This is a genomic window from Paenibacillus sp. FSL R5-0527, from assembly GCF_038008055.1.
GTDB classification, from domain to species: Bacteria; Bacillota; Bacilli; order Paenibacillales; family Paenibacillaceae; genus Fontibacillus; species Fontibacillus macerans.
This window is the reverse complement of sequence record NZ_JBBOYI010000001.1, coordinates 2000486-2024217: the sequence shown is the minus strand read 5'-3', so window position 1 is coordinate 2024217 and position 23732 is coordinate 2000486. Positions and strand designations below refer to the sequence as shown.

21 protein-coding genes and 2 pseudogenes are annotated in these 23732 nt (G+C 52.2%); 5 read left to right on the top strand and 18 right to left on the bottom strand.

The window, feature by feature from the left end:
• Positions 1-191 precede the first annotated feature (191 nt).
• Together NYE69_RS08970 and NYE69_RS08965 are read right to left on the bottom strand one after the other, a co-directional pair.
• Positions 192-794, bottom strand: a complete 603-nt coding sequence (locus tag NYE69_RS08970; protein WP_340925881.1) for a class I SAM-dependent methyltransferase — start codon at positions 792-794, stop codon at positions 192-194.
• 145 nt (positions 795-939) lie between these two features.
• Entirely contained in the window at positions 940-3180 is a 2241-nt protein-coding gene (locus NYE69_RS08965) for a right-handed parallel beta-helix repeat-containing protein (RefSeq protein ID WP_340925880.1), read from the bottom strand.
• Between the two features lie 380 nt (positions 3181-3560).
• On the opposite strand from NYE69_RS08965, the pseudogene NYE69_RS08960 reads away from it, so the two are divergent.
• Positions 3561-3755: pseudogene (locus NYE69_RS08960) on the top strand (phenolic acid decarboxylase); the annotation flags it as partial.
• 392 nt (positions 3756-4147) lie between these two features.
• Here NYE69_RS08960 and rlmD read toward each other — a convergent pair.
• From rlmD to NYE69_RS08940, 4 genes are all read right to left on the bottom strand, one after another.
• Entirely contained in the window at positions 4148-5938 is a 1791-nt protein-coding gene (gene rlmD / locus NYE69_RS08955; protein ID WP_340925879.1) for a 23S rRNA (uracil(1939)-C(5))-methyltransferase RlmD, read from the bottom strand.
• 629 nt (positions 5939-6567) lie between these two features.
• A complete protein-coding gene (locus NYE69_RS08950) occupies positions 6568-7449 on the bottom strand; it encodes a diacylglycerol kinase (protein ID WP_036625792.1) in 882 nt (293 codons plus the stop codon).
• A 19-nt stretch (positions 7450-7468) separates the two neighbouring features.
• Positions 7469-8329: a sirohydrochlorin chelatase gene (locus tag NYE69_RS08945; RefSeq protein ID WP_340925878.1), complete on the bottom strand. Its 861-nt coding sequence runs from the start codon at positions 8327-8329 to the stop codon at positions 7469-7471.
• 4 nt (positions 8330-8333) lie between these two features.
• Positions 8334-8624, bottom strand: coding sequence for a YerC/YecD family TrpR-related protein (locus NYE69_RS08940; protein ID WP_036625794.1), 291 nt, complete (start codon positions 8622-8624; stop codon positions 8334-8336).
• 243 nt (positions 8625-8867) lie between these two features.
• On the opposite strand from NYE69_RS08940, the gene NYE69_RS08935 reads away from it, so the two are divergent.
• Both NYE69_RS08935 and NYE69_RS08930 read left to right on the top strand, forming a co-directional pair.
• Positions 8868-9365 carry a hypothetical protein gene (locus tag NYE69_RS08935; protein WP_340925877.1) on the top strand — a complete coding sequence of 166 codons (498 nt, stop codon included), beginning with the start codon at positions 8868-8870 and terminating at the stop codon, positions 9363-9365.
• On the top strand, positions 9319-9780 hold the full coding sequence (locus tag NYE69_RS08930; RefSeq protein WP_340925876.1) for a hypothetical protein: 462 nt from the start codon (positions 9319-9321) through the stop codon (positions 9778-9780). The genes NYE69_RS08935 and NYE69_RS08930 overlap by 47 nt, the downstream gene beginning before the upstream one ends.
• Here NYE69_RS08930 and corA read toward each other — a convergent pair.
• The 5 genes from corA to NYE69_RS08905 form a co-directional block, all read right to left on the bottom strand.
• Positions 9699-10658 (bottom strand): magnesium/cobalt transporter CorA, encoded by a 960-nt coding sequence (gene corA, locus NYE69_RS08925; RefSeq protein WP_340925875.1) that lies wholly within the window; start codon positions 10656-10658, stop codon positions 9699-9701. The two genes, NYE69_RS08930 and corA, sit on opposite strands and share 82 nt — an antisense overlap.
• Before the next feature lie 88 nt (positions 10659-10746).
• Positions 10747-11844 (bottom strand): GerAB/ArcD/ProY family transporter, encoded by a 1098-nt coding sequence (locus NYE69_RS08920; protein ID WP_340925873.1) that lies wholly within the window; start codon positions 11842-11844, stop codon positions 10747-10749.
• 13 nt (positions 11845-11857) lie between these two features.
• Positions 11858-12082 carry a hypothetical protein gene (locus NYE69_RS08915; protein WP_340925872.1) on the bottom strand — a complete coding sequence of 75 codons (225 nt, stop codon included), beginning with the start codon at positions 12080-12082 and terminating at the stop codon, positions 11858-11860.
• A complete protein-coding gene (locus NYE69_RS08910; protein WP_340930329.1) occupies positions 12079-13290 on the bottom strand; it encodes a Ger(x)C family spore germination protein in 1212 nt (403 codons plus the stop codon). Before NYE69_RS08910 ends, NYE69_RS08915 begins: the two co-directional genes overlap by 4 nt.
• 5 nt (positions 13291-13295) lie before the next feature.
• Positions 13296-14840 carry a spore germination protein gene (locus NYE69_RS08905; RefSeq protein ID WP_340925871.1) on the bottom strand — a complete coding sequence of 515 codons (1545 nt, stop codon included), beginning with the start codon at positions 14838-14840 and terminating at the stop codon, positions 13296-13298.
• Positions 14841-15673: 833 nt separating this feature from the next.
• On the opposite strand from NYE69_RS08905, the pseudogene NYE69_RS33660 reads away from it, so the two are divergent.
• A pseudogene (locus NYE69_RS33660) lies at positions 15674-15824 on the top strand (IS4 family transposase); the annotation flags it as partial.
• Between the two features lie 162 nt (positions 15825-15986).
• Here the strand turns inward: NYE69_RS33660 and NYE69_RS08900 are convergent.
• The 6 genes from NYE69_RS08900 to NYE69_RS08875 form a co-directional block, all read right to left on the bottom strand.
• Positions 15987-16976: an inorganic phosphate transporter gene (locus NYE69_RS08900; RefSeq protein ID WP_340925870.1), complete on the bottom strand. Its 990-nt coding sequence runs from the start codon at positions 16974-16976 to the stop codon at positions 15987-15989.
• Positions 16977-17062: 86 nt separating this feature from the next.
• On the bottom strand, positions 17063-17677 hold the full coding sequence (locus NYE69_RS08895) for a DUF47 domain-containing protein (protein ID WP_316561289.1): 615 nt from the start codon (positions 17675-17677) through the stop codon (positions 17063-17065).
• 208 nt (positions 17678-17885) lie between these two features.
• Complete coding sequence (locus tag NYE69_RS08890) at positions 17886-18953, bottom strand: DUF3048 domain-containing protein (RefSeq protein ID WP_340925869.1); 1068 nt, start codon at positions 18951-18953, stop codon at positions 17886-17888.
• Positions 18954-19105: 152 nt separating this feature from the next.
• Positions 19106-19906 (bottom strand): dioxygenase family protein, encoded by an 801-nt coding sequence (locus NYE69_RS08885; RefSeq protein ID WP_340925868.1) that lies wholly within the window; start codon positions 19904-19906, stop codon positions 19106-19108.
• Between the two features lie 132 nt (positions 19907-20038).
• A complete protein-coding gene (locus NYE69_RS08880; protein ID WP_340925867.1) occupies positions 20039-20863 on the bottom strand; it encodes an alpha/beta hydrolase family protein in 825 nt (274 codons plus the stop codon).
• Between the two features lie 123 nt (positions 20864-20986).
• A complete protein-coding gene (locus NYE69_RS08875; RefSeq protein ID WP_036625820.1) occupies positions 20987-21211 on the bottom strand; it encodes a hypothetical protein in 225 nt (74 codons plus the stop codon).
• A gap of 303 nt (positions 21212-21514) precedes the next feature.
• Between NYE69_RS08875 and NYE69_RS08870 the strand changes: the two genes are divergently transcribed.
• The gene (locus tag NYE69_RS08870; RefSeq protein WP_340925866.1) at positions 21515-22249 is read left to right on the top strand and encodes a DUF1129 family protein; all 735 of its coding nucleotides are present in this window, start codon (positions 21515-21517) and stop codon (positions 22247-22249) included.
• Between the two features lie 51 nt (positions 22250-22300).
• On the opposite strand, the gene NYE69_RS08865 is transcribed toward NYE69_RS08870, so the two are convergent.
• A complete protein-coding gene (locus tag NYE69_RS08865) occupies positions 22301-23716 on the bottom strand; it encodes an erythromycin esterase family protein (protein ID WP_340925865.1) in 1416 nt (471 codons plus the stop codon).
• Positions 23717-23732 lie beyond the last annotated feature (16 nt).

The window sequence follows — 23732 nt, the reverse complement described above, 5'->3', positions numbered from 1 at the left end:
TCCGCGAACTTCGCGGACTTTTTAGTATTTATATTACTCATCTTCAGTTTATATCCATCATGGTACCCAATGCCTTATCGCCAACTATCGACAAAGCCGCAAATATCAAAGAGTTTTATATCAACCTTTCCAGGCAACTTGAGTGTACAAAAAAGATGACGCTCAGGCCTGATGAGGCCTTGGCGGATACTCTATTTCCGAGAATCAAGGATAAACAAAGATGCATCATAACCCATGAATATTTTACTTCCGGTATAGAAAGTTTTAGATTGAATATCCCTGTATCCTATTTTTGTCATCATATCAGTTAACTCTGTCTGATCAAACCCGTTATGGACCATATCAGAAACTATTTTTTCATTTTTATTAAAATCTACGATTAGTAAATGTCCGCTTTCATTTAGAACCTCATATAATCTTGATAAAACTAGCTCAACATCATGGATATGGAGTAAAACCTGAGCCATAAAAATATAGTCTGCATGCAAATCCGAAAGACTGTCTTTTTCAAAGTCAAAGCATAATGTAGCTGCATTCTGTATATTAGCACTAGAAATTTTTTGCGTAATTTGACTAATCATGTTTTGAGATGTATCCAGAAATAGCATAGAATTAAAATCGTTAAGCAAGTTCATTCCAACGAGACCAGTTCCACACCCAAAATCAATAGCATTCTTACTTTTAGTATCAACTAAATATTCACGAATGGCATTTGATGATACCTTTGCGATTTGAATTCTTTCAGAGGTGTCATATATATTAGCTATCATCTCAAACTTATCCGTATTCCCCATGATTACCCTCCAATCTTGAGACGGTTGTTACTGCAGCTCAAATTGTGTTGCTTCTAATATCAAGATAAGTCTATCATAAGGCGATAGCCATAAGGGGCTGTACCGCTGCGAAAGCGTCCCTCCTGATCCATCTGCCCCAAATAATTTATTGCTCAACTACCCCAAAATCATCCACATAAACATATGCTGTACCAGGCTTCTTGTAAGCATACACTGTTGCCCTGGTAGCGCCTGCTCCGGTTGTAAAAGGAATGTTTACCATTGTCCAGGATGTACTGTCAGATGTTGCAGATGCATCCGTTCCTCCAAAGCCATTAACGCCAATCTGAATCTGCTCACCTATGTCTGCCTTCACCCAAGCGGTACACACATAGCTGGTATTAGGACTTAGCCCCGTAAGTACCTGCTCGATACCATCTTCTCCTGGTCCCAATCTAACACTCTTAGAGCCGCTTCTTGGTACCGATACGCTTGCAGCAGTATCTGAATATGTTGCTGCCCATGGTGAGATTATCCCTTTCTCGAAATCAGATTGCCTTACGTTATTAACATAAAGTAAGCTGACACTCTCAAAAACCGGGTCCGGAGGTGAAGAAAAATCATGCCCGGCCGTCCAGTCAGTTCCACCGAACTCATATGCTCCAATATCCGGGGCCGCGCCAACATAATCATTCGTGATTCCGGATATTACAACCCCTGCATTAATAGCTGGAGAAGTAGACTGCAGCCTGAAATCATATGCTGTGGGATTCACAAATAACGGATTGGTTTCTGAGGTAATATTATTTCCCTCTATATGAGTACCAGGCAGTGTAAAGGCTGTAGTAAAGATATTGTTGAAAATTCTATCGCCGTACATATCTGACTGAAAATTACTTCCCCAATATCCTACATTTCCGTTACTGTAGGTGGTATTGTTATATATCAGGTTAAAATTACTGGGTGTATTCAATCTTATCCCTGTATAGTTTCCCCATACAACATTATGATGCACAATATAGCCCTTGCTACCGTTATCCAGATAGATACCCGTGCCGGAATAATTCTTTGCCAGATTATCATGGATGTAATTATGATGAATTACCGTCCCTTGCCCATCCCAGGCAAATTCATAGAGTATTCCGCAGTCTTTCGTCAGCTTTCCTGCATTGTACAGATTATTATATTGTATCCGGCTGTTTTGGGTAGGCATAAATATCAGATGACGCCCAGCGTTATATACCGTATTATGACTGATTAGATGGTTTGCCCCCAATAGATAGATTGCCGGAATATCCGCTGCCGAATAATTTGCTTCATGAATAAGATTATTAATTACCTTATTTCCTGTTCCCTCTATACTCACCAGATTACCGGAACTGTAGGTCAAAGTACTGTCTCTAAGCTCATTATTGGTACCGGACATAAATATCCCTGTACTGTATTGGCTGGTAACATCCGAATCATGACTGACATATTCCGCAATTATATTAGAAACTTTACAGTAATTAGAATTAGACATTTTAATGCTGGAGGCAAAAATATTAATTCCGGTAATATTTATGTAAGAGCGGGAACTTAAATCAAATGCATAAGTCCGCTTCTTTGCTTCTACTGTCAAAGTATTCGGATCAACTCCACCAGGAGCCCATAAATAAAGTCTGCCAGTAATGCTGTCATAATACCATTCTCCCGCACTGTCAAGATCTTCAAGATTACCAGTAATATAATAGCTGTTACCGCCTGTCGCTGCAGTAGCCATTCGATCAAAGGTAATGGAGCCGTCACTTGAGCCGGTAATGGTACTTTTATAAGATTTATAGCCTGTTCCCGGAACACTCCAAACCGTTTTGCCAACCCAGTATCCAGGTGCCTGAGTTAAGTCCCCATCCTTGATGGTTGTAGTGGAACCGGAATCAACTGTTGCATATGTTGAATTTAAGGGATCAAGTGTTGGGGAATTGGGCCATCTGGCTTCAAATTGCATTTGCTTATTAACAAATATCTGATTTTTTGTTCCAAGGGAACCCGTCATTTCCGCATAATAGATGGATCCGGAGTAATTTTTCCAGCCAGTAACCGGATCGGCACCGGATACCGTTACGTTCTCTCCTGGATAAGCCTTAAAGTTTATGGGATTTGCAGAAGTTCCGGAAGTATGAAGTGTTACTGTTTCCCGGTATGTACCACCTCGTATGATGCAGGTATCTCCGGCTTTCATGGTATCTGCTGCCTTTTGTATGGTTTTCCATGGATTTGATAGTGTACCGGTTCCAGTAATGTCATTCCCCGTTGTAGAAACATAATATACGGAATTTGCCTTTACAGTTTTCCCACCCAGATTAAAAGCAAATACATAAATCATCATAATTACAACTAAAAATCTAATGCCTGTTCTCTTATTCATAGCTTACCTCCTGTAAATAAATTCTATTTTTAGATACGGCTTCTACGCCTGGGCTTAAGTTCACTGCTAGGTATGTTCTAATATAGAAATTTATGTATATAAGCCTTAATTATTTAATCGACTTATACCGACTTAAAGTTTATGATTCTTTCGGCGAAGCTGCTCCGATACTGAACCCAATCCTGCCAATTCATTGACCGCCACCCAACATTGAAATTAGGATTAACCACATTGCAATAAGAATCTTTCTATTGGCAACTTGCTTTGTTGGATTCGATGTCCCTCAGTACTAGAAATGGGCATTAAAAAGCAAACACGCCTCCCTGGACGAACCAGAAAGGCGATAATCAATCGTTATCCAGTTTGCATACGGGGCCTACATGGTAGGCGGTCGTTGGATACGCGACCAGAAGGTAAATTTGGTGAAATTTAGTGGAGAATGTGTACAAAGTATCGTGGACCGAACCAACAGGCACTGATGTTTCTCTGAATTTTATGCCCGAGGAGAAACGCAGGCATGGTATTATTTTCTTTCCGAAAGGGTGCATGAGCATCCTGAGATTACAGTACGCTATCATGGTGTCCGCCATTTCCGACTCGTACTGCGACTCGTTCGATATTTAAGTGATAATCGCCTAAACCTACATAAAACATAGTTATCTCAAATTCATTTGCCTTGGCATCACGTATAAGACGAATCGTATTGCCTCCGCTAATGTTGTTCCAATTGAAAAATCTCTCCTGTGACAAATACAGTCTTTAGCAAATCTGATTGCTTCTTTGTCTATAGATACTTTTCGACTTTCGGATTTACCGAATTGCACAAAGAAAAGAACGCCCAAACTAAGGACGCTCTCTTGAATACTCGCATTTTCAGTTAAATACATTGGATGTGTCCAACCACTTTAACCGTACCTTATTTCTATAAACTTTTCCCCAACTTATAGGAAGTTACAATTAAGCACCTCTACATAGCGACTCGACTTAGCTTTACTACAGCCTCAACGTGCACCGTATGGGGAAACATATCCACCGTCTGCACTTCCACCGTCCGATACCCGCCGTCCTCCAGCACACGCAAATCCCGTGCCAGCGTCGCGGGGTTACACGACACATACACAACGCGCTCCGGCTTCATTTCGAGGATCGTGTCGAGGAGGCGCGGGTCGCAGCCTTTGCGGGGCGGGTCGACGACAATGACGTCGGCTTCAATACCCTGCTCCTTCCAGCGCGGGATAACATCCTCCGAGGCGCCAACCTCGAATTTCACGTTGGTCATCCCGTTCAGTAGTGCATTGCTGCGCGCATCCTCAATCGCCTCTTTGACAATCTCGACCCCGTACACTTGGTCTGCATGCTGTGCCAAAAACAGCGAAATCGTGCCGATGCCGCAATAGGCGTCAATGACCGTTTCCTTGCCGGTCAACCCGGCGTACTCCACCGTTTTGTTATACAGAACCTCCGTTTGGACCGGATTCACCTGATAAAAAGAACGCGCCGAGATGGCAAACTGTACCTTGCCAATATAGTCATAAATCACGTCTCGCCCCCAGAGGACACGCGTTTCGTCTCCGAAGATGACATTGGTCTGCTTCGTGTTCACGTTTTGGCAGATGCTGACCACCTGCGGGATTTGCTCCCGGATGAGGCCGATCCAGGTATCGGCATGCGGGATGTCCCGCCCGTTGGTGACGAGGACCAGCATCATCTCGCCCGTGCGGAACGCCTTCTTCACGACGACATGGCGCAGCAAGCCGCGCCCGGTCTCCTCGTTGTAGGCGGTGACGCCAAGCTGGCGGCCGATCGCTTTGACGCGGGAAACGACATCGTCGTTATGTTCGTGCTGAATCAGACACGTTTCCATATCGATGATGCGGTGGCTGCCCCGTGCGTAAAAGCCGCCGACCAGGCCGCCTTCGGTGACGCCGATCGGGACCTGAGCCTTGTTGCGGTAGCGCCAAGGCTCGTTCATGCCAAGCGTCGGGCGGACGACGATGCCTTGCTCCGGCACGGTGTTGCCATCGGCGCTACCAGCGGCTCCATCCGTACCGAAGCCGCTTGAAACTAAGCCTTCGGCAGCAGCCAAGCCCTCGCCAGGTGCGGCCTGCACCGCTTTGGTTGCGTCTCCGCCCGCCGCAATGGCGCTCCCGTGCATACTGCCGGCCGAATCGGCCGCCCCGGAAGGCGCGGTTACCGACCGTGCCGCTGTGGGCACCACGCCTGACTCGGCCGGCTGCGCCGCCCTCGCCACGCGCAGCCGGCCAATCCGCTCCAGCGCGTCGACGACATGCTGCCGCTTCCATGCCAGCTGCGCTTCGTAGCTCAAGTGCTGCAGCTGGCACCCGCCGCACTGGTCGTAGATCGGACAGGGCGCCGCCACGCGGTCCGGACTAGCCTGCACGACGTCAAGCAGTTTGGCATAGCCGTACTGCTTTTTCGTCTTCAGCACCCTGACCCGGGCTTTCTCCCCCGGCAGCGCCCCGGCCACGAACAGCGTGTAGCCTTCGGCCCGTCCCACGCCCTCCCCGTCGTGATTCATCCCGATGATGTCGATGACGAGTTCATCGTTTTTCGCGACAGGAAGCCCGGGAAGTTCAGTAGCGGCTGCGGCTTTCCGTATATGCTTCTCCGCGCTGCCAGCCGCTTGTCCCCTACTTCCAGGGGGTCGCTCGCTTCCGGAGCGCCGCCCGCCTTTCCCGGTACCTCCGCCTGCTCTACCGCCGGAACCGGCATTGAAGTTTTTTCGTTGCTTAGTCATGGAACTGCTCCTTCACCTTTTGCCAAAAATTTATTCGAAAAGCTCGAAGGCTTCTTTTACCTCGAAACTTGTTGGTTTGTCTATTCGCTCACTACCATCATCATAACCCAAGCCCGGCCAATTGTATCCAAACTTTAAGTCCATGTGCGATCCGCTCCCCCCGTTTGGTTACGAGCCAGTAGATGCTACCCCCAAAAACCGGCTCAACCTAGAAATCAGCGTACGACAGCCAACTGCCTACCGCATGACCGACCACCGCTGGCCTTCAAAATAACGGCGTTTTAAGTACTTATTATCCGGAGTCCTAGCGTGTTCACCTACATTAACGACATTTTATGTACTTACTTTCCTATGAATGGTCCAGAAAGCAGGAATTTCCTTGCAACGGGGGGGAAAATAGCGGCATAAATTGCCTCTACCTCTCTCAAATGAACGGATATAGCCGGAATAACGCACATTTTTGACCTTATTTTTTTGGGGGCTGGAGAGTTTCTCAGGCAACCTTTTTTGTGCAGTCAATGTGCAGTCAACGTACGGCCAGCGTACGGCCCGTCAACATGCGCCCAGCGCACAAATCCCCCGCCATCCCGGCGGGGGAGCCTACGCCATATTAGTGCTTCTCCTAAGCACTAAGCAAATATCCGCAAATGCTGCGGCAAAACCTCGAACACGCCCGGCAGCTCGCCGCCCAGTTCCCCGTCGAGGTTAAGCTGCACGCGGGCCGGCGAGGTGACCTCCATCCGCCGCGTCTTGAAGTACAGGACGTGCGGATCGCTGAAATGATCGCCGCGCAGCGCCATCGTCACCAGGCGGATGAATTCCGCCAGGTTGCATTTCTTGAGGGCGATGACGTCCAGCAGCCCGTCGTCGATGCGCGCATCCGGCGCCAGCTTCTCGAAGCCGCCGACCGAGTTGCTGTTGGCGATCAGGAACAGCATGAATTCGCCTTCGATGACCTCGTAGCCCTCGGCATGAAAAATCAGCTCCGTCGGCGACAGGCTGGCCATCTTTTCAATGCCCTTCATGTAATAAGCGAGCTGGCCGATCAGCGTCTTCAACCGGCTGGGGACCTCGTAAGTCAGTTCGGTCAGCTTCCCGCCGCCGGCGATGTTGATAAAGTGACGGCCGTTGACCTTGCCGATGTCGATCGGCCTCGTCTTATTCTCGATGACCAGGTCGCAATAATCCTCCCAGCGCCTCGGTATTCCCATGGCCCGGGCAAAATCGTTGGTCGTTCCCAGCGGAAAAATGCCGAGCGGCGGCAGATTGCTTTTCCCGGCCATGCCGTTCACGACCTCGTTCAGCGTACCGTCGCCGCCGGCCGCTATGACGATATCGTATCCGCGTTCGACCGCCTCGGCAGCTTCGCGCGTAGCGTCCCCCGCCCCTGTCGTCGCATGGCAGGACGTTTCGATGCCGTGGCGATCCAAACGCTCCAGTACATCCGGCAAAATGCGCCGCATTTCTTCCCTTCCCGAGGTGGGATTATAAATCAACCTAGCTCTTTTCATCCCTAACGCCACCTGATTTTCATATTGTCAATGATCCCATTATATGCAAAATGTGCTGCAACATCCAGCGGGACAGGAGCGGATGCGGCAGCAGGGCGTCCCCCGAATAACGGTACGATAGCCCGTTTAACCGCGAAGGAATCATCGTCTTGGTAAAATACCCGGCGCTTAAAAACAAAGGGGCCACGATGACGTCATACCCTTGCTCCTCCGACCAATAGCCGACTTTGCGCCGCACGCTGTCCGGATTTAACAGAGCATAGTCGGCGGCCGCCAGCCCGCTGATTTGCCCTACCCGGGCGGCCAGCGAGGAAATCCCCCGCTCCCACCGTTTCAAAAATGCCTCATGGATGCTGCCATGGCCCACAAGCAGCAGCACCTCGCGATCCGGACTTTCCGACAGCCCCTTGACCTTGTCCCAGACCATCTCGGCAACCAGCGGATCATCATCTATAGGATCGCCAAAAATCACGCGCCCGGATACCCGAAACCTTTCCAGATCGGTTTCCTTTTCCGGCGTGTCCTTTACACCCAGCGCATAAGCGATCTCATCGATATGCGTGCTGCCCGAAGATACAAATAAAGGAATGACAATCAAATCTGTCACTCCTTGCGCTTCCAGCTCGTTTATCCCGTCCTGAATTAGGCGGCCCTCGACGATTTCCAGGAACGCCGACACCACGGGAAGTTCCGCGGGCAAACCAGCCGCCGTTTCCGCGACAGCCTCGTCCACCAGGGCTATCCAATGATCGTCGGGAGAGCCGTGGCTGATCACCAGCACTCCCGGTTTTGATGCAGTCGAATCCCTATGCGGCGGAGCCTGAAGCGGCTGGGTCTCTGCCGGACGCCCCATGTCCGCCGTCCGAATTTTTTCCTTCACCGGCTTAGCGCCCCAAACGGTCCAGCGTCATCTTGTATCCGTCGTTGCCGTAATTCAGGCAGCGCTTGACGCGGGAGATCGTCGCCGTGCTGGCTCCGGTTTCCGCCTCGATCTGGTTGTATGTGCTGCCTTTGCCAAGCATCCGCGCAACTTCCAGCCGCTGGGCCATCGATTGGATTTCATTTATCGTGCACAAATCGTCAAAAAAAACGTAGCATTCCTCAATGTCTTTTAACGTTAAAATAGCCTCAAATAATTGATCGATCGTTTTGTCATTCAACTTCTTCAGCTGCACTGAATAATCATCCCCTACCGTTACTTAACCACACCCCCATTGTACCCGAGCGGAGTCCCCCTTTTCAAGCATTAACGGTTTCACGCATTACAGAAAGAACGCCCAAAATCCGCGAACACCCACCGGAACCGGGACATTCGTCCATACGCCCCGCGCCCGGGTCTCATAAAGTATAGTATTACAAACGCCTATAATCCCAAAAAAGGGCGTTCCGATAAAATATCAAAAAAGGACAGTGATACCATGCGACATCATCATGCTTACCGGCAAAGCGCGGCGCCCACGGCATTTCCGTATACCGACTATTACCCTGGAGTAAATCCTTACGAATCGGTCCCGTCCGATTCTACGGCGCTCACGCCCTATACTCCGCCGTCCATCGAACCGTTTGATGGCGCTTCGGGCGCGGCGGCGGGCGGTTCCCCAGGATCGGCCGGCAGCCTTTCTATCCCCAATCTGGGCGATCTGAAAGGCATCGTCGACAAGCTTGGCGGCGTTGACGGGATACTGACCACTGTGGGCAAAGTGCAAAAGGTGATGGAAACCGTCCAACAATTCGCCCCGATGGCCAAAATGATTGCTAGCCTCCTTCCGTTCGGCAAAAAGAAACAAAGCGGCGGATCCGGAGGACGGATGGACGAATACCGGCCCCGCCGCCGCAAAAAAAGCCGCACCGGCCCCCAGAGACGCCGCGGTGGGAGCCAGGGGCGCAGCGGCAAAACGGGCAAACGCCGCCGTTAATCCGGCGGCATCCCGCTTGCGGCCTGCCCGGCGGTATTCCGCTTACGGCGTGCCCGGCAGCATTCCGCTTACGGCGCTGATCGGCAGCATTCCGCTCGCGGCGCTGCCCGGCATCATTCCACTTACGGTGCTTCCCGGGATCATCCCACTTACGGCGCTGATCGGCGGCATTCCGCTTGCGGCGCTGCCTGGCGGCATCCCCGTACACACCTTGCCCGGCCGGGCCCGGTTTGAGCGGCGGCTTCCCGGGCGCCGCCGCCTCTGCCCTTCAAGCCCGGCCGGTGCGTGCCAGGCCGGCGCGTGCCAGGCCGCGCCCCCCCCCCGGCACCGGCCCTACTTGAACCAGCCCCGCTTGCTGAACCAGAGAATCATCCACCCTCCGAGCGCGGCCATCAGCCCAATCACGGCAAAATAGCCGTATTTCCATGACAGCTCGGGCATATTGACAAAATTCATCCCATAGATGCCGGCGATCAGCGTCAGCGGCATAAACACCGTCGTAATGACGGTCAACGTTTTCATGATCCCGTTCATCCGGTTGGAATTCAGCGAAATGTAGGAGTCGCGCAAATCGGCGGTCATCTCCCGGTCGGCCTCGATCATTTCCGACAGCTTCAGCAGATGGTCGTGAATGTCCGCGTAATAGGCCCGCGGCTCCTTGTCGCCCTGCACATGCTGCGAATTCAAGATGCGGTACATCAAGTCGCGCATCGGTACGATCGTCCGCCGCAGCTTCAGCAGCCGGCTCCGCAGGTCGAACACCTGGTTCATCAGCAGCTCCACCGATTCTTGGCTTCCCTTTTTCTCCAGTTCGTCCAACTCGTCCTCGATCGCATACACACAAGGGAAATACTGATCCACCAGGCTGTCGATCACCATATACGCGGCGGAATAAGGCCCGTGTACCCAAACCTTCCGGTCATGGGCCCGCTTCAGCATGTTTTCCCACGCTTCGTTCATTTCCCGCAGCCTGCGCTGATGGAACGACACCAAATATTTGTCCCCGATAAACAGGTTCACTTCCACTGTACCCAATGTGTCCGGGTCCAAGGCGTGCAGCACCAGAAACTGATAATCCTCGTAATAGTCCATTTTGGGGCGCTGCAATACATGCAGACAATCCTCGATCGCGAGCGGGTGAAAACGAAAAAAAGAACCGAGCAACTCGGCCTCCTCCGCCGCCGGTTCGTTAAAATCGGCCCATATCCATACGTATTTCTCGTCAAGCGACCGCTCCAGCGGAATGTCCGAAATGACTTTATGGTCGTGCGTCATCCCCATTACTCTGATCAAGCCGTTTTCTCCCCTTTCTCCATGCCGCACCAGTTTGATGATTTTAGCGTACGCGAAAACGCCTCATTTCGCAATTTGTCTCCGCGCCCTATTTAGCTTTCCGTGCCCCCAGCTTGCCGCGGATCCAAGCCGCCAAGAAGAGGATCAGACCGAGGACGAAAAACGTGGAATCCAGAAAAACGTGGCTCGTTGCCAAATAACGATCAAAATCCACCTCGCTGTACGGACTCCAGAAGCTCATGATTAAAATCAAACATCCGATCGGCAGGGCGAGCGCCCGGTAATCCTTCAATCCGATTCCCTCAGCTGTTCCCAAAACTGCGGCGTACTGGTAAACGGCCAATTCGATAAACGTGCCGGGCAGCCATACGGCCAGCAGCAAAGCATCGATATGCTGAAAAAATTCGCCGATAGCGATGTACCGAACGACTTCAATAAATGGATAATTCAGCATGCTGGCATGCTGCCCGAACAGAAAGATCGAAATGAGGCCCGACACGACAAGCGTAATCAGCAGCAGCAGCCAGGCCCCTAAGCTGTAAAGCGTTACCTTCCGGCGGTTCGATAACAGCGGTAAATAGAACCCGAGAACAATATACGCCCCAAACCAGCTAATCGGAACGGCCGCCCCCTTGATGGAAGGAGCCAGGCCATTCCCAAAAATCGGCAGAACATTAGACACATCCCAGTCGGGAATGGTCAGCACGACAAGCAGCGCAAAAATGACGATCGTAATCGGCAAAAAAAGCTGTCCCAAGCGTCCCAGCGTCTCCACGCCTCCCCTGACGGCATAGGAAACAAGAAACATAACGCCTCCGGCGGCAACAAGGGGAGGCGTGTTTTCCAAAAACACGGAGGAAATAAAGCCGCTGTAAATCCGCAAGACAGTGCTGGTCTGATAGGCCAAGTAAAACACGATGGCAAACCCCACTGCTTTTCCAGCGTACCTGCCCAATATACGCTGGGTGTACCCCATGATCGTTTCCTCCGGAAACATGCGGCCCAAGCGAAGCATCGCAAGCAGGAAGGTTAAGCCAGCCAAATTGCCCCAGACGGGGGACAGCCATAAATCGCGCTCCGCTGCCTGTCCCGTGATTTTCGGAATCATCAGAATCCCGTCGTAGACGAGGATAGCATATATGAGAAGCGCCAACTGCCCCCGGGTAATCTTTCCCTTTTCCACCATTTTCAGCACCTCATCAACTTATTAAGCCGGTAAGCGGCCGGTACAACCTATCGATCAACATAAGCGGTCCCGGTATTTCCGGAAATACAATGATCAGCAGGGCAGAGATCCAGCCTATGGCCATGATGGCGACGAGCGCCGCCCGTTCCCGGGTGCTGCCTTCGTTCAGACGGAGCCACTCAAACCTGACGATCCAAGCAGCAATCAGCGTTATGCCCGCAATTTTTAACCAGATCATTGCTTTCTCCCCTCCTGATGCGGTAACCCGACGGGAATGTTGTTCATGCCGATGCGGCGCAAGTCCGTCTTAACCTCCACGCTGACGGCCATCTGGGGAAAGATGCGATCCCAACGGGAGGCAAGCTTTTTCCATTCGCGGGGATTTTGGCGGTTGATCGCTTCCCCGAAACCGAAAATATCGGTACGCATGCGCTGCGCCTCTTTTACAGTCCGCTCGACCATCTCCCGCACATGTTCAGCCATCGCCGCTTCAAGCTTCCGGGCATGTTGCGGATCGGCCATGGGCAGACGGGTTGTGTTTTGGATCATGCTTAGTTCCGAACCGATGCGGATATCCATTTGCCATTCCCCTTCCTTACGGGATGGAATCAAGCGGGAGTTCGAGGCGGTGATCACCAACGTTACGCGGGAGGGAGATTCGCTCCCCACGTTTACGGTTTGGACATCGTTTTTCAATTGATTCATCACCCATTTCGCAGCGAGAAAAGAGTCCCCCGTCATCGTTCCAATCATCCGCCCCCGGTTTAAGACCGCGTAACCCTTGATATACGGATCCCCGCCTTTTCCTCCTCCTTCTTGCGGAACATCTACGAAGGGCAAGATCGCTCCATTCTGATCACCGCTTAAACGCTGAACCAGTTGACTTATCGTCAACGTCTTATGAAAAACACGCCCGGCTTCGCTCTGCAGAAAGTCGGCTTTCGTCTGTTCCAGTAAATAAGGCGATTCAAAAAAATCCCGGACCTTACCGCGCGTGACGAAAGGCATAACCCGCAAGCGGATTTCATTGTCGCGCACCAGGTAATCCAGCTGCTCGCGCAACCCGTCCCGCGCGAGCGCTTCCCCGACAACAAGCACTTGCAATTGTCCCCAATAAATCGTACGCGGCATCATCATTTGCAGTTGGCCCTGCGCATCCGCCGCCGTTTTGCCGGTCGCGGTACGTATGATCGTTTTTCCGTTCTTTTGCTTTTGATCCCCGCCTGGCTTGCCGCTCTCCTCCTGCTGCGGAGCGGCGATTTCTAAAGTCAGTTCGATGGTTCCGTCCTCCGTCCGGTCAAAACCCGCGCTTGTGACGATCGCCAAACTGTTCACTTCATCCTTGTCCCAACAGCCGGTCAAGGACAGAAACACCGCTCCTGCCAATATAGGCAAAAGTCGTTTGCCGAGCCGAAGCATGGCGGTTATCCGGTTGTTTTTTGGCATACGCTTCAATGTTCCCCGCCTTTCCCCGGATTCGGCCGCTGCCCCGGAGTAAGGCGCCGGCGGTTTCTTCCGGAAAAGTTCGGACGCCTGAGCATCTTCCACCATGGGACCCGAACTGCCGCATCCTTCATGTCGTCCGCCACAAATGGCGCGATCGGGGACAAATAAGGCACTCCGTAAGAACGCAGCGTGCACAGATGGATCGCTATGGCGAGCAAACCGTACATGACGCCAAGAATTCCGAGCGTCCCCCCGGCCAGGATGAGCAGAAGGCGCAGCAGACGGACGGAAAACTCCAGCGAATAGTGCGGAGCCGTAAATCCAGCGATGCCCGTAAAGGCGATGATAATGACGATCGGCGCCGATACGAGGCCGGCGGAAACCGCCGCTTCGCCCACAACGAGCGCGCCGACGATCGTCACCGCCGAACCGATTTGCCGCGGAAGACGAAGCCCCGCCTCCCGCAACACCTCAAAAGCCAGCTGCATCATCAACACTTCCACGATAGTCGGAAACGGGATTTCCTCCCGCGAAGAAGCGATGCTCATCAACAGTTTGTTCGGAACCATCTCCTGATGGAACGTCAGAAGCGCGACGTACACTGCCGGAAGCGTCAGCGAAATAAACAGCGTGCAGTAACGAAGAATGCGGAGCAAGCTCGAGTATAACGAGCGGTTGTAATAGTCGTCCGCCGCTTGCAGCAGCGTAACGAGCGTTACGGGAACGATCAGCACGTCGGGCGTACCGTCGACCATGATGACGATGCGGCCTTCAAGCAACCCGGCCGCGGCGATATCAACCCGTTCCGTGAACTGCTGCTGAGGAAACGGAGAATATGGATCGTCTTCCGTAAGCTCTTCAATGTATCCGGTTTCCAACAAGCTGTCCATATCGATACGTTTCAGGCGGTTCTCCACCTCCCGGATTAAGGCTGGCTTCGCAATGCCTTCCAGATAAGCGATATAAACCTCGGTTTCGGTATTGCGGCCAAACCGGAACGATTTTAATTTCAGCTTGACGCTTTGCACCTTCCGCCGCAGGAGCGACAAATTGGTCGAAATCGATTCGGTGAACCCTTCCCGGGGGCCCCGCAGCGACGGCTCGGTCTGCGGTTCTTCCACCGATCGTTTATCCCACTTGGCGATCTTGAGCAGCAGGGCCCGGTCGCTATCCTCAAGCAGCAGCAAAGGGTAGCCTTTAATCAACTGTCTGACGCATTCGTGGGCATCGGCGATTTCCTCGATCGACCCGACGGGCAAAACCCGGTTTTTGATCGAAGACAAATCCCTGGGTTCCGCATCGGTCATCACCATAAGCGGCTTCAGGACGTTGTTGTCGATTTCCAATCTGTCCGACATGTCGGGAATGTACACAAGCTGCGCAGCAAGCTCTCCGCCTACCCGGAAAGACCGGAACATCACATCGTCGGCCTCGCCCAAAATGTTTTTCAGCATTTCGATATTCCGGTCAAGCGATGGGACAAGCGCTGCAACATCGGATGGGGAAATATCGCCGGATTTTCTCGGCGGGGACGAAGACCGTTTTTTCATAGCGGACCACCTTACCTATCCTGTGAAGTCAATTCGGTCTGGTTTACATATAAATTTCCTCTTTCCGTTATTTTCACCAAAAAGTCCAATTTCATTTGCCGATATTTTGGCTTATGTAAGAAAAACGCCTGACGGCGTCCCTTAGTGGCACTGACTTCTACTTTGGACGCTGCTCTAACGGACACCAACGCCCCTACTTCGCTCTAAACCAGTTCATCCAGACCTCTCAGCACCCTCTACCTGCGCATCGCTCTCTACCATGACCGAAATTTTATAACTCCACTTTCGCAGAGCAAAAATCAGCTTGAGTCCCTGCGTTGAAAACTTGAGGATAGGGAAGTGGGGTGGGCGGCTGATCAACACTCCCTGTCCGGAGACTTTGCACGATTATCCCGTTTAATCAGGTAGCAGAGAGAAAGACAAGCTCGGGAGAAAAAATATTTGGTGGAGAAGCAGATAGGCTCGAGATAATTTAGATGGGCTTAGGAAAAGGAATCAGGTTAGGGGAGGTGGAACAGACCGGACAAGAGATCAAGACAATAGATCAAGGACAAGACGCGAGGGAAACGAAAAGACCGTGATTTTGCTGCAGCCTGACCCTTCCATCTGGCAGCAACGCCCGCACAGTTCATACTAACCCCTACCCATTAAGTTGATCCGCATCAAGTACCCCTACCGTTCCCAGCGCCATGATCAGGCCGCAGCCGCAAGGGGCTGGTTCGGTTGGCGCGCGATCAGCCGGCGGTAAGGGATCGCCGGAATCGCCACACACATGCGCAGCAGCTTCTGCCACCGCAGCAAAGCGGTCGAATTGCTTGCCCGAGCTGGTTGACTTACAACTGCTGCTCGACTTGATCAACGAAGCAGCCCAAGAAGCCGGGAAGACACTGTCCGCCTCAGATTCAGCGTCAACTCCGGCAATGGATTGCTGCTTTACCCTGCCACATCGAGGCTTGTCTGCCGATTTTTTGCTGCGAAAGTTGAGGTATAAATTCTGGTTAAAAAAAGAACCACCGGAGATATTCCCTCCGGCGGTTCTTTGATATCGCTAGCAGTAAAACGATTCTAACGGTCGCCATAGCGCTTATTTTACTTAAAACCGGCTATTTGTGCCTCGATTAAGGCAGATAGCGGCACTCACAACCGTTAGAACAGCAACATATAAATGCCGCCGGCCATCACGGCCACGATCGGAATCGTGATCACCCAGGCGACGATGATCCGCCCGGCCATCGACCAGCGTACGGCGGAGAACCGCTTCGCCGAACCGACGCCCAAAATCGCCGATGTGATGGCGTGCGTCGTACTTACCGGCAGATGAAACAGCGTAGCCCCGAAAATCACGGATGCGGCGGACATATCCGCGGCGAAACCGTTAATCGGTTCGATCTTGAAAATTTTCGTGCCCATCGTTTTGATGATTTTCCAGCCGCCGATCGAGGTGCCCAGCGCCATCGCCGTCGCCGCGGCGATTTTGACCCACAGCGGTACTTCCATATGGTCTTGGAACCTCGCCGTAACCAGGGCAAAGGTGATGATCCCCATCGCCTTTTGCGCGTCGTTGGTGCCGTGCGTGAAGCTCTGCAGCGCCGCCGTAACGACTTGCATTGAGCGGAAGCCTTTATTCACCGTATGCGGGCTGCGGTAGGCGAAAATCCATTTCAAAATCAGCATGACGATATAGCCGACCGCAAAAGCGATCAGCGGGGAAAAAATCAGCCCTTCGACAATCGTCCGAAAACCGCTCCAGTTCAGCTTGTCCGGCCCCCCGCCGATATACACCGCGCCGGCCAAAGCGCCGATCAGGGCGTGGGAAGAAGAAGAAGGAATGCCGAACCACCACGTAATCAAATTCCATATAATCGCCGCCAGCAGTGTTGCGATCAGCACCTCAAGGCCGTTGTCCAGCGATGCCGGATCCGCCACGCTGCCCCCGATCGTTTTGGCGACGCCGGTAAACATGATCGCTCCGAGAAAGTTCATCACCGCCGCCAGCAAAATCGCCGTACGCGGCTTGAGCGCCCGGGTGGACACCGATGTCGCAATCGCGTTTGCCGTGTCGTGGAAACCGTTGATGAAGTCAAATCCGAGCGCCAGTATGATAACGATGATAATGATCAGTAAACTCGTATCCATATTTTTCCTTTTTGCACAGATCGTTTATCTATATGTGTAACCCGCGCAATTCCACCCTCCCGAATATCAAGTGTTAAGCGAAGTTCTCAAGAATTACGCATGATGATGGATTCCAGCATGTTGGCTACTTTCTCGCAGGCATCCGTCGTCGTCTCCAGACGCTCGTAAATTTCCTTTTTCTTGATCAGTTCGATCGGGTCCGTCACCTTCAGGAACAGCTCGTTGATGCAAATCCGCAGCAGCTCGTCCCCCTGATTCTCAAGGTCGTTCAAGCGGATCGTGTATTCGCGGATCGCGAGAAGTTTTTTCTGGGAAAGCAAATGGACCGCTTTTTGGATCTCATATGCCGAATTGCGCAGAATTTCCGCAAAGCGGGCGATGTATTCGTCCGGCTGGGAAAGGTGGTACATGAAGAAACGGGAAGTCGACGCCTCCAAACCGTCTATGACATCGTCCAGCGCCGTGATGAGGTTCATGATGTCGTCGCGTTCGATCGGGGTGATAAACGTTTTGTTCAACTCGACGATAATGGTATGTGTGTATTCATCGCATTTGGATTCGAATTCCTTCATCTTTTTGGCGAACTGTTCCACGTCCTTGAACTCCGCTACCTGCTGGGCGAAATAATCCGCCGAATGCACGATCGTGTCCGCCATGTTCTCTAACGTCTGGAAAAAGATATCCTTCTTCTTCACTCGCATCAGTATCCCCTTTTCTCTGCATGAGGTATTTCTTTCGGACTGCGCTTTACACAGTTATTACACAGCCTTGATTATCTTAACACAATCGGTCGAAAGATGGTTAATAATGTCGCAAACATTTCATGTTCTTTAGCTTAAAGTTGCCTGAATAAACCAGAATTATCCTCTATTCGCCACAAAAATACAGACTTCCCCAGTTCGCCCCCCGTTATTCCACGGCAATATGACTGTCGAAATCCGGCGAATCGGGCACGATATGAATGAAAGAATTGCCAGGAACAAATGGCAGCTCTTGATTGTCCACGATAAAGCGAATGATGTCGCCTTGTTTATGTATCCACTCTGCGCGAATCATTTTGCCTTTTTCAAAAACGATCGCGTCTCCGCCCAGTTCCAAATTCACGTCCAGGCGTCCCACATCGTCCAGCACCCGGTGTTCTGCCCCCAGCACCACGACATTGGCGGCCGTCAGCTGTTCGCCGGTCTCCAGATCCGTGTGCGGCTTACCGTTAATGAAACGTTTATATCGTCCGCTCGCCGCGTCATATTCGTAACCCACCCGGTAATTGTCCAGTTGAAACTTGATCTCTACCCGGCTTGCTTCCTGCCACGACACGGGTCCTTCCCCTTCCCGGTAAAAAGTATATCCCGGCACGTCCGCATCTTCAGTGGCGAATCCTCGTTTCTCCGCCCCTTCGAGCAATTTTTCCGGACTGGAGTACAGGTTGTGCGGCGCCTTCCGGGACTTGTCCCGCCAAAAGTAAGCTCCCGCGTTCGTGATCTCGTCGAGATCCTCTTTATGCTGCCGCTGCAAAATGGCGAACGCATCGTTGCTCGCTCCCGCGTGGACCAAAACGCCGTGATAGCTTTCCCCCAAATCGATCATGTACGGGCGAATGCTGCGGACCGGGCCGATTTTGGCGCTGTCCGCCTTGCTTTGATAAATCGCCACCATGCGGGTTACCCCGCCTTCGGCCAGTACTTCATACACCAAGTCGGCGTCCATCAGGCCCGACTGGGGGCGCGCGGCCGGCGCATTGTTGACCATGACCGCCAGCGGGCGGCGGGTTACCGGCGCTTCCGCCGGCAAACCGGTAAGCGGAGCCGTGTAAGCGGGTACCTCAGGTTGGGGCGGCTCCGTCTCCTCCGGTGCTGCTTCGGGGGGAGCGATAACCTCCCGGGTGACCGCCTCCTTCGCTCCTCCGCAGCCGGAGATCAGCAGCAGGAAAACCGACAAGATCAGTAGTATTCCGAATTTAGACCGTAATAAGTTCATCGTACCTCCGTCATCCCATGCGTTTTTTTTACATTATACGTCGAAATAAACCGCTTTGGAAACGCAAAGACTCACATCTTGATTTAAAAAAACAAAGCGCAGCAACCGAAAAGAATCGGTTCTGCGCTTCTTCATGATATTTTGCAGCCTGGTCAACGGGCTTCGTCCCCGGCGCCGAATTTCCAGCAGTTGAGGCTTAAGCTGCCGTACCGGTAATCCTGAAACAGCTTGACGGCCCGCCGCTCGTCATCGGCGGCGCCCATCGCATAAAGCAGCGGCACAAAATGCTCCTTGCCGTAGGGAGGAATGGCGTTGCGGACATGGGGAGCCTTTTTGCCGTAATCGAACAGCAGCCGCAAATTCCAGTCCTGAAGCTGCTCCCCGATCCAAGCGTCGAATTCGACAGCCCAAGGAAACGGCTCGCTCTCCTCGTCTCCAATTAGGCGCAAATTATGCACCAAGCCCCCGCTGCCGATAATGAGAACGTTTTGCCGCCGGAGTCCGGCCAGCATTTTGCCGATGGCATACTGTTCCTCCGGTGAGCGCTTGGAATCGACGGACAAGGCCACGACCGGGATGTTTCCTTCCGGGAATATCGCCCGCAGCACAACCCATGCCCCGTGATCCAGCCCTCTTCCTTCGGATAGCCGATACGGCAGATTGTGGGCATGGAACATGGCGCCGATCGCTTCGCTAAGCTCCGGATCGCCCGGGGCAGGGTATTGAATCCGGTACATTTCCTCCGGAAAACCGTAAAAATCATGTAGCGTTTCATGCCTGCGGTCCGCCGTCAGCCATTGGACGGGAGAATCCCAATGTGCGGAGAAAATAACAACGGCTCTGGGCGGTTTCAGCGTTCTTTGTCCCAGTTGCCGGAGAAAACCCGTGTACGCGTTTTGCTCGATTGCCAGCGTCGGCGATCCGTGTGCGATAAACAATGCAGGTTGAGTCATCGCTCTCAAACCTCCCTGCGCCAAATTGGTGGTATCCTATATTCATTGTATCCCTACAGGAAGTTATTTACCAGTTCGGCATGATTTTATCGCCCGATCGCCGCGCTTAACGCCCGCTCACACGCGCTGCTCCTAGATCATCCAATGCTGCCAGTCCGTCTGAATCGCCTCCAGACTGTCAAGCCACTCCCTCGTCTTGCCGATGAGCCGGGCCTGATGCTCCCCGGAGGAATACGTATGGTCGGCCTGAAAAATAATCTCTTTGTCGCAGCGCCCTTCGGAACGCATCCAAAACACCTTTTGATACAGAAAAGCGTAATCGACCGGGATCGTATCGTCCGAGGTTCCGTGCACCACCAGCACATCCCCGGGAAACTTTAGCGCTTCCTGGTATGGCTGCGACGAACCCAGCGAATCGAAAAACCGCGGCGTCAAGTCATAGCCAAGGTAATCGGCGGACCCGTGCTTGACGGCCTTGTCGTATACCTCACGCCCGGTAATCTTTACGATATCGTTAAAAGGATATCCGACGGAAGACCATAGGACGAGATTTTTGATGCGGCGGTCCCTTACGCCTGCAAGCAGCGCCACAATTCCGCCCAGGCTGTGTCCGATCAACGTGACCCGCTGCGGATCGATATCAAAGGATTCGAGGCCGTAATCCAACACCGAGCGGGTTTGGGCGATCAGGGAATCGATGTCCTGTTCCCCGTAGCTCCCGCTGCTTTCGCCGCAGCCGACGTAATCAAACCGAAGCACGAGAAATCCGGCCGCCGCCAGTTCTCTGGCCGCTTTGACAAACAGCCGGTCCACGCCGATCCGGTTGCCGACAAAGCCGTGGCAAATCAAGACCAGCGGAGCCCGCCGGCAGCGCCCTTCCCGTTTGTTTTCCAACGGATAATGGATATTCGCCGCAATTTCCTCTTTCCCATACTTGATCGCAATCTGTCTTTCCATACAACCGCCTCCCGCCCGTGAATATCCGGAAATACTTATATCCATTAAATTCCGATAAGTTTAATGAGTTTTATAAAACTTATCTTATCACCGGCCGGAAAGCGTGTCAATCAAGCTCGCTGGTTATTCATAAGATTGCCTAAAATAGGCATGGGTTTGTACTCGTCCCTCCCACTCCTTCATGAATTGCCGATTGCCTAGGCGCTCCCCGTCGCCGCAATCGTCCCCGCAAAGAAAATCCGCGTTTTCATCCGAGTCAACCTCGTTCGAAACGACTTCTTCCAGACTGCCCCGGGAATTTTCATTAAGCAAATACCTCCGGGTCTGCTCCGAATCATATTTTCCCACTGTATCTGCCTCCCGCAATAAATTAGTTGTTAAGGCGCGAAACTCCGGCGACTCCAGCGTCCTTATATCCGTAAAAGATGACTTTTTGAACCGCCTCTTTTAAAGTAGTGTGTGGAGGGAGCCGGCGTTTTTATACCTTGTTCACCAAATGTCCATCATTCCTGGTCCGCCCTACTCCCTCCTGTGGACCCTTGCGGAGCGGACAAATTTTGCAGTATACTACGAAAGAAAATTAGTAATTTTTTGGCAGAATGTCGTTTGTTCGAGAGTGACTTGTACGGACCTGGGAGGAGAGATACTTTCATGTACATCCATGAAATGATCGGAGAGACGAAGAAATTAAGGCAGCAGATGACAGCCGAGAACGAAAATTATTTCGGGGAAATGGTGATGTATTTCCGCTCCGGAGCCAGTTCGCTGACCGAAGCCAAAGGGGAGGAGATTTTGCTTAGCCTGGCGCGGCAAATTGTCAAAAATCAGGACAAAGGCGTGTCCGCCATGGATCTGTTTGGCGATGATCCCAAGGCTTATTGCGCCCAGCTGGCGGACGATGTCCTGACGGGCACGCCCCGCAGCCTGAAGGATAAAATCATCTATTATACGATGATTCCCTGGGTTGCTCTAACCTGGGTTTTCTTTATTTATATGATCACCGGCTTTTTCAGCAAATGGTTTGGCGGAGAGCTGGAATACACGCTGATCAGCAGTTCGTCGCTGCTCATCATCGCCGGGTTGGCGATCGTGTTGGTGGAACTGGTCACCCGCTTTCTCGGCCCCGGCCGCAAACGGGCCGCAGAGTCCCACGAACCCGCGGAATCTGCGGAATCTGCGGAATCCCCGGAGCCATCGGGTTCCCGCCGGTTTGATTTAAAGGCGCTGGGCATCTACATCGGCGGCGCGGCGCTGCTCATCGCTTTGGGAACGCTGCTGAACCGGATTATGCCGGCCTTTACCGTGTCCCCTTGGGACAGCCTGATCATTTTTGCGATCGGCCTGGCCGGACAGATCCTGTTGCTGCGGGTACGCTCCAAAGCGTGATTGAAAAGGGCCACAAGCAGCCCTATGGCTGCTTATGGCCCCGCTTTATTTTTACTCGTTGGTCTTTGATTCCTCAGAGGAGTCCACAGGCGTTGGAGCTTTCACCTTGTCAATGACGATAATTCCATCGTACTGCTCCTTCGGGATAAAGCGCATCACGTTCGGCAGCACCTGCTCCGTGGTCATGCCGTCCTCGGATGCGTAGATCGGCCGGAACATCCAGGAATTCTGCCCATTCTTCACTTTATGCCGGCTCAAATCAATAAAGGAATTGGCGTAACCGCTTTGCATGATCAGATGCTCCAGGCTTCCTTTTGTCGCCGGCCGGATGGTGAAAGGCTTGCCCGAAGTAATCGTTACCGATGAACCGCGATTCATGTAGAGCCCGATCACATACATTTTATCCCCGAGCTTCCGGTGCATCAGTTCGCCCATGCTCGTAAAGCTGTTCGTCCATTTGCCGTCTTGCTTGACCTGCATTTTCGAGGTGTTTTGGGCCAGGTGGTCATTGTGGGCCCACAAAATCACCTTTTTCCCCGGATACAACGTCTGCATCACCCATTCCAGATTTTCCGTCATCAACTCATCCCGGGAAGAATACATATCCTTCACATCCTTCAATCCGCTCTCCAGAAAGGCGACATGGTCGCGTAAGGATTTCAGGATGATAGCGTCAAAATGCGGCTGGCTGGGATAAAAAACTTGCAACTTGGCATTTAATTCGTCACGGTGCTGCTCAACATACTTGATCGTCTCTTGATACTGAGGCAGATATTTGTCGACAACGGCCTGCATTTCTTTTTTGTAAGCCGGATCCTTGCTAAAAGGAGCGCCCGGGAACTTTTTAAAAACCTCATAAACATCCGGGATCGCCCGATATTCCATTTGCACGAAGGCCTTTCCCTTCTCGGAGTCCAGCTTGCCGATCGCCGCCCCTATAAACTGGGTCAAAAAGTAGTCCGTAAATTGATTGTCATATCCCGCCAAGTACAGCGGTTTGTCGCCCTTTCCCTGCTCTTTGATATAATTGAACAGCTCCAGCGTTTCCTGGGAATGCCAGATTGGAAAAAGCGAAGCGCCCATCATTTCCTCCGGGGTAAGGAAATCCCGGTTTTCATATACGACCGCCGCGTCTCCCATTCCCGATTCAAAAGCGATCACGTCAAAATCCATCTCTTCATGCAAAAATTTAATCAGCCTGGTTTTGATGCTGCTGTATTCGGCCACCTGGTGAAAATTTTCTCCGAGGCTGACGACAGTTTTGTCCTTTAGCAGCGGCTTTAAAAAGGCCAGATCGCTATAATTCTCGGACTCCAGCGACGTTAATTCATGGGCGTTTTGCCGCAGCCATTCCTTTTGGCTTCCGGAGGCCGCAGCCGCAGCACTTACGGACACCGGCAGTAAGGTGCAGGCCGTAATAGTTAATGATAACAACGCTCCGGCCAGTTTATATAATCCTTTTTTCATATAAATCATATCTCCT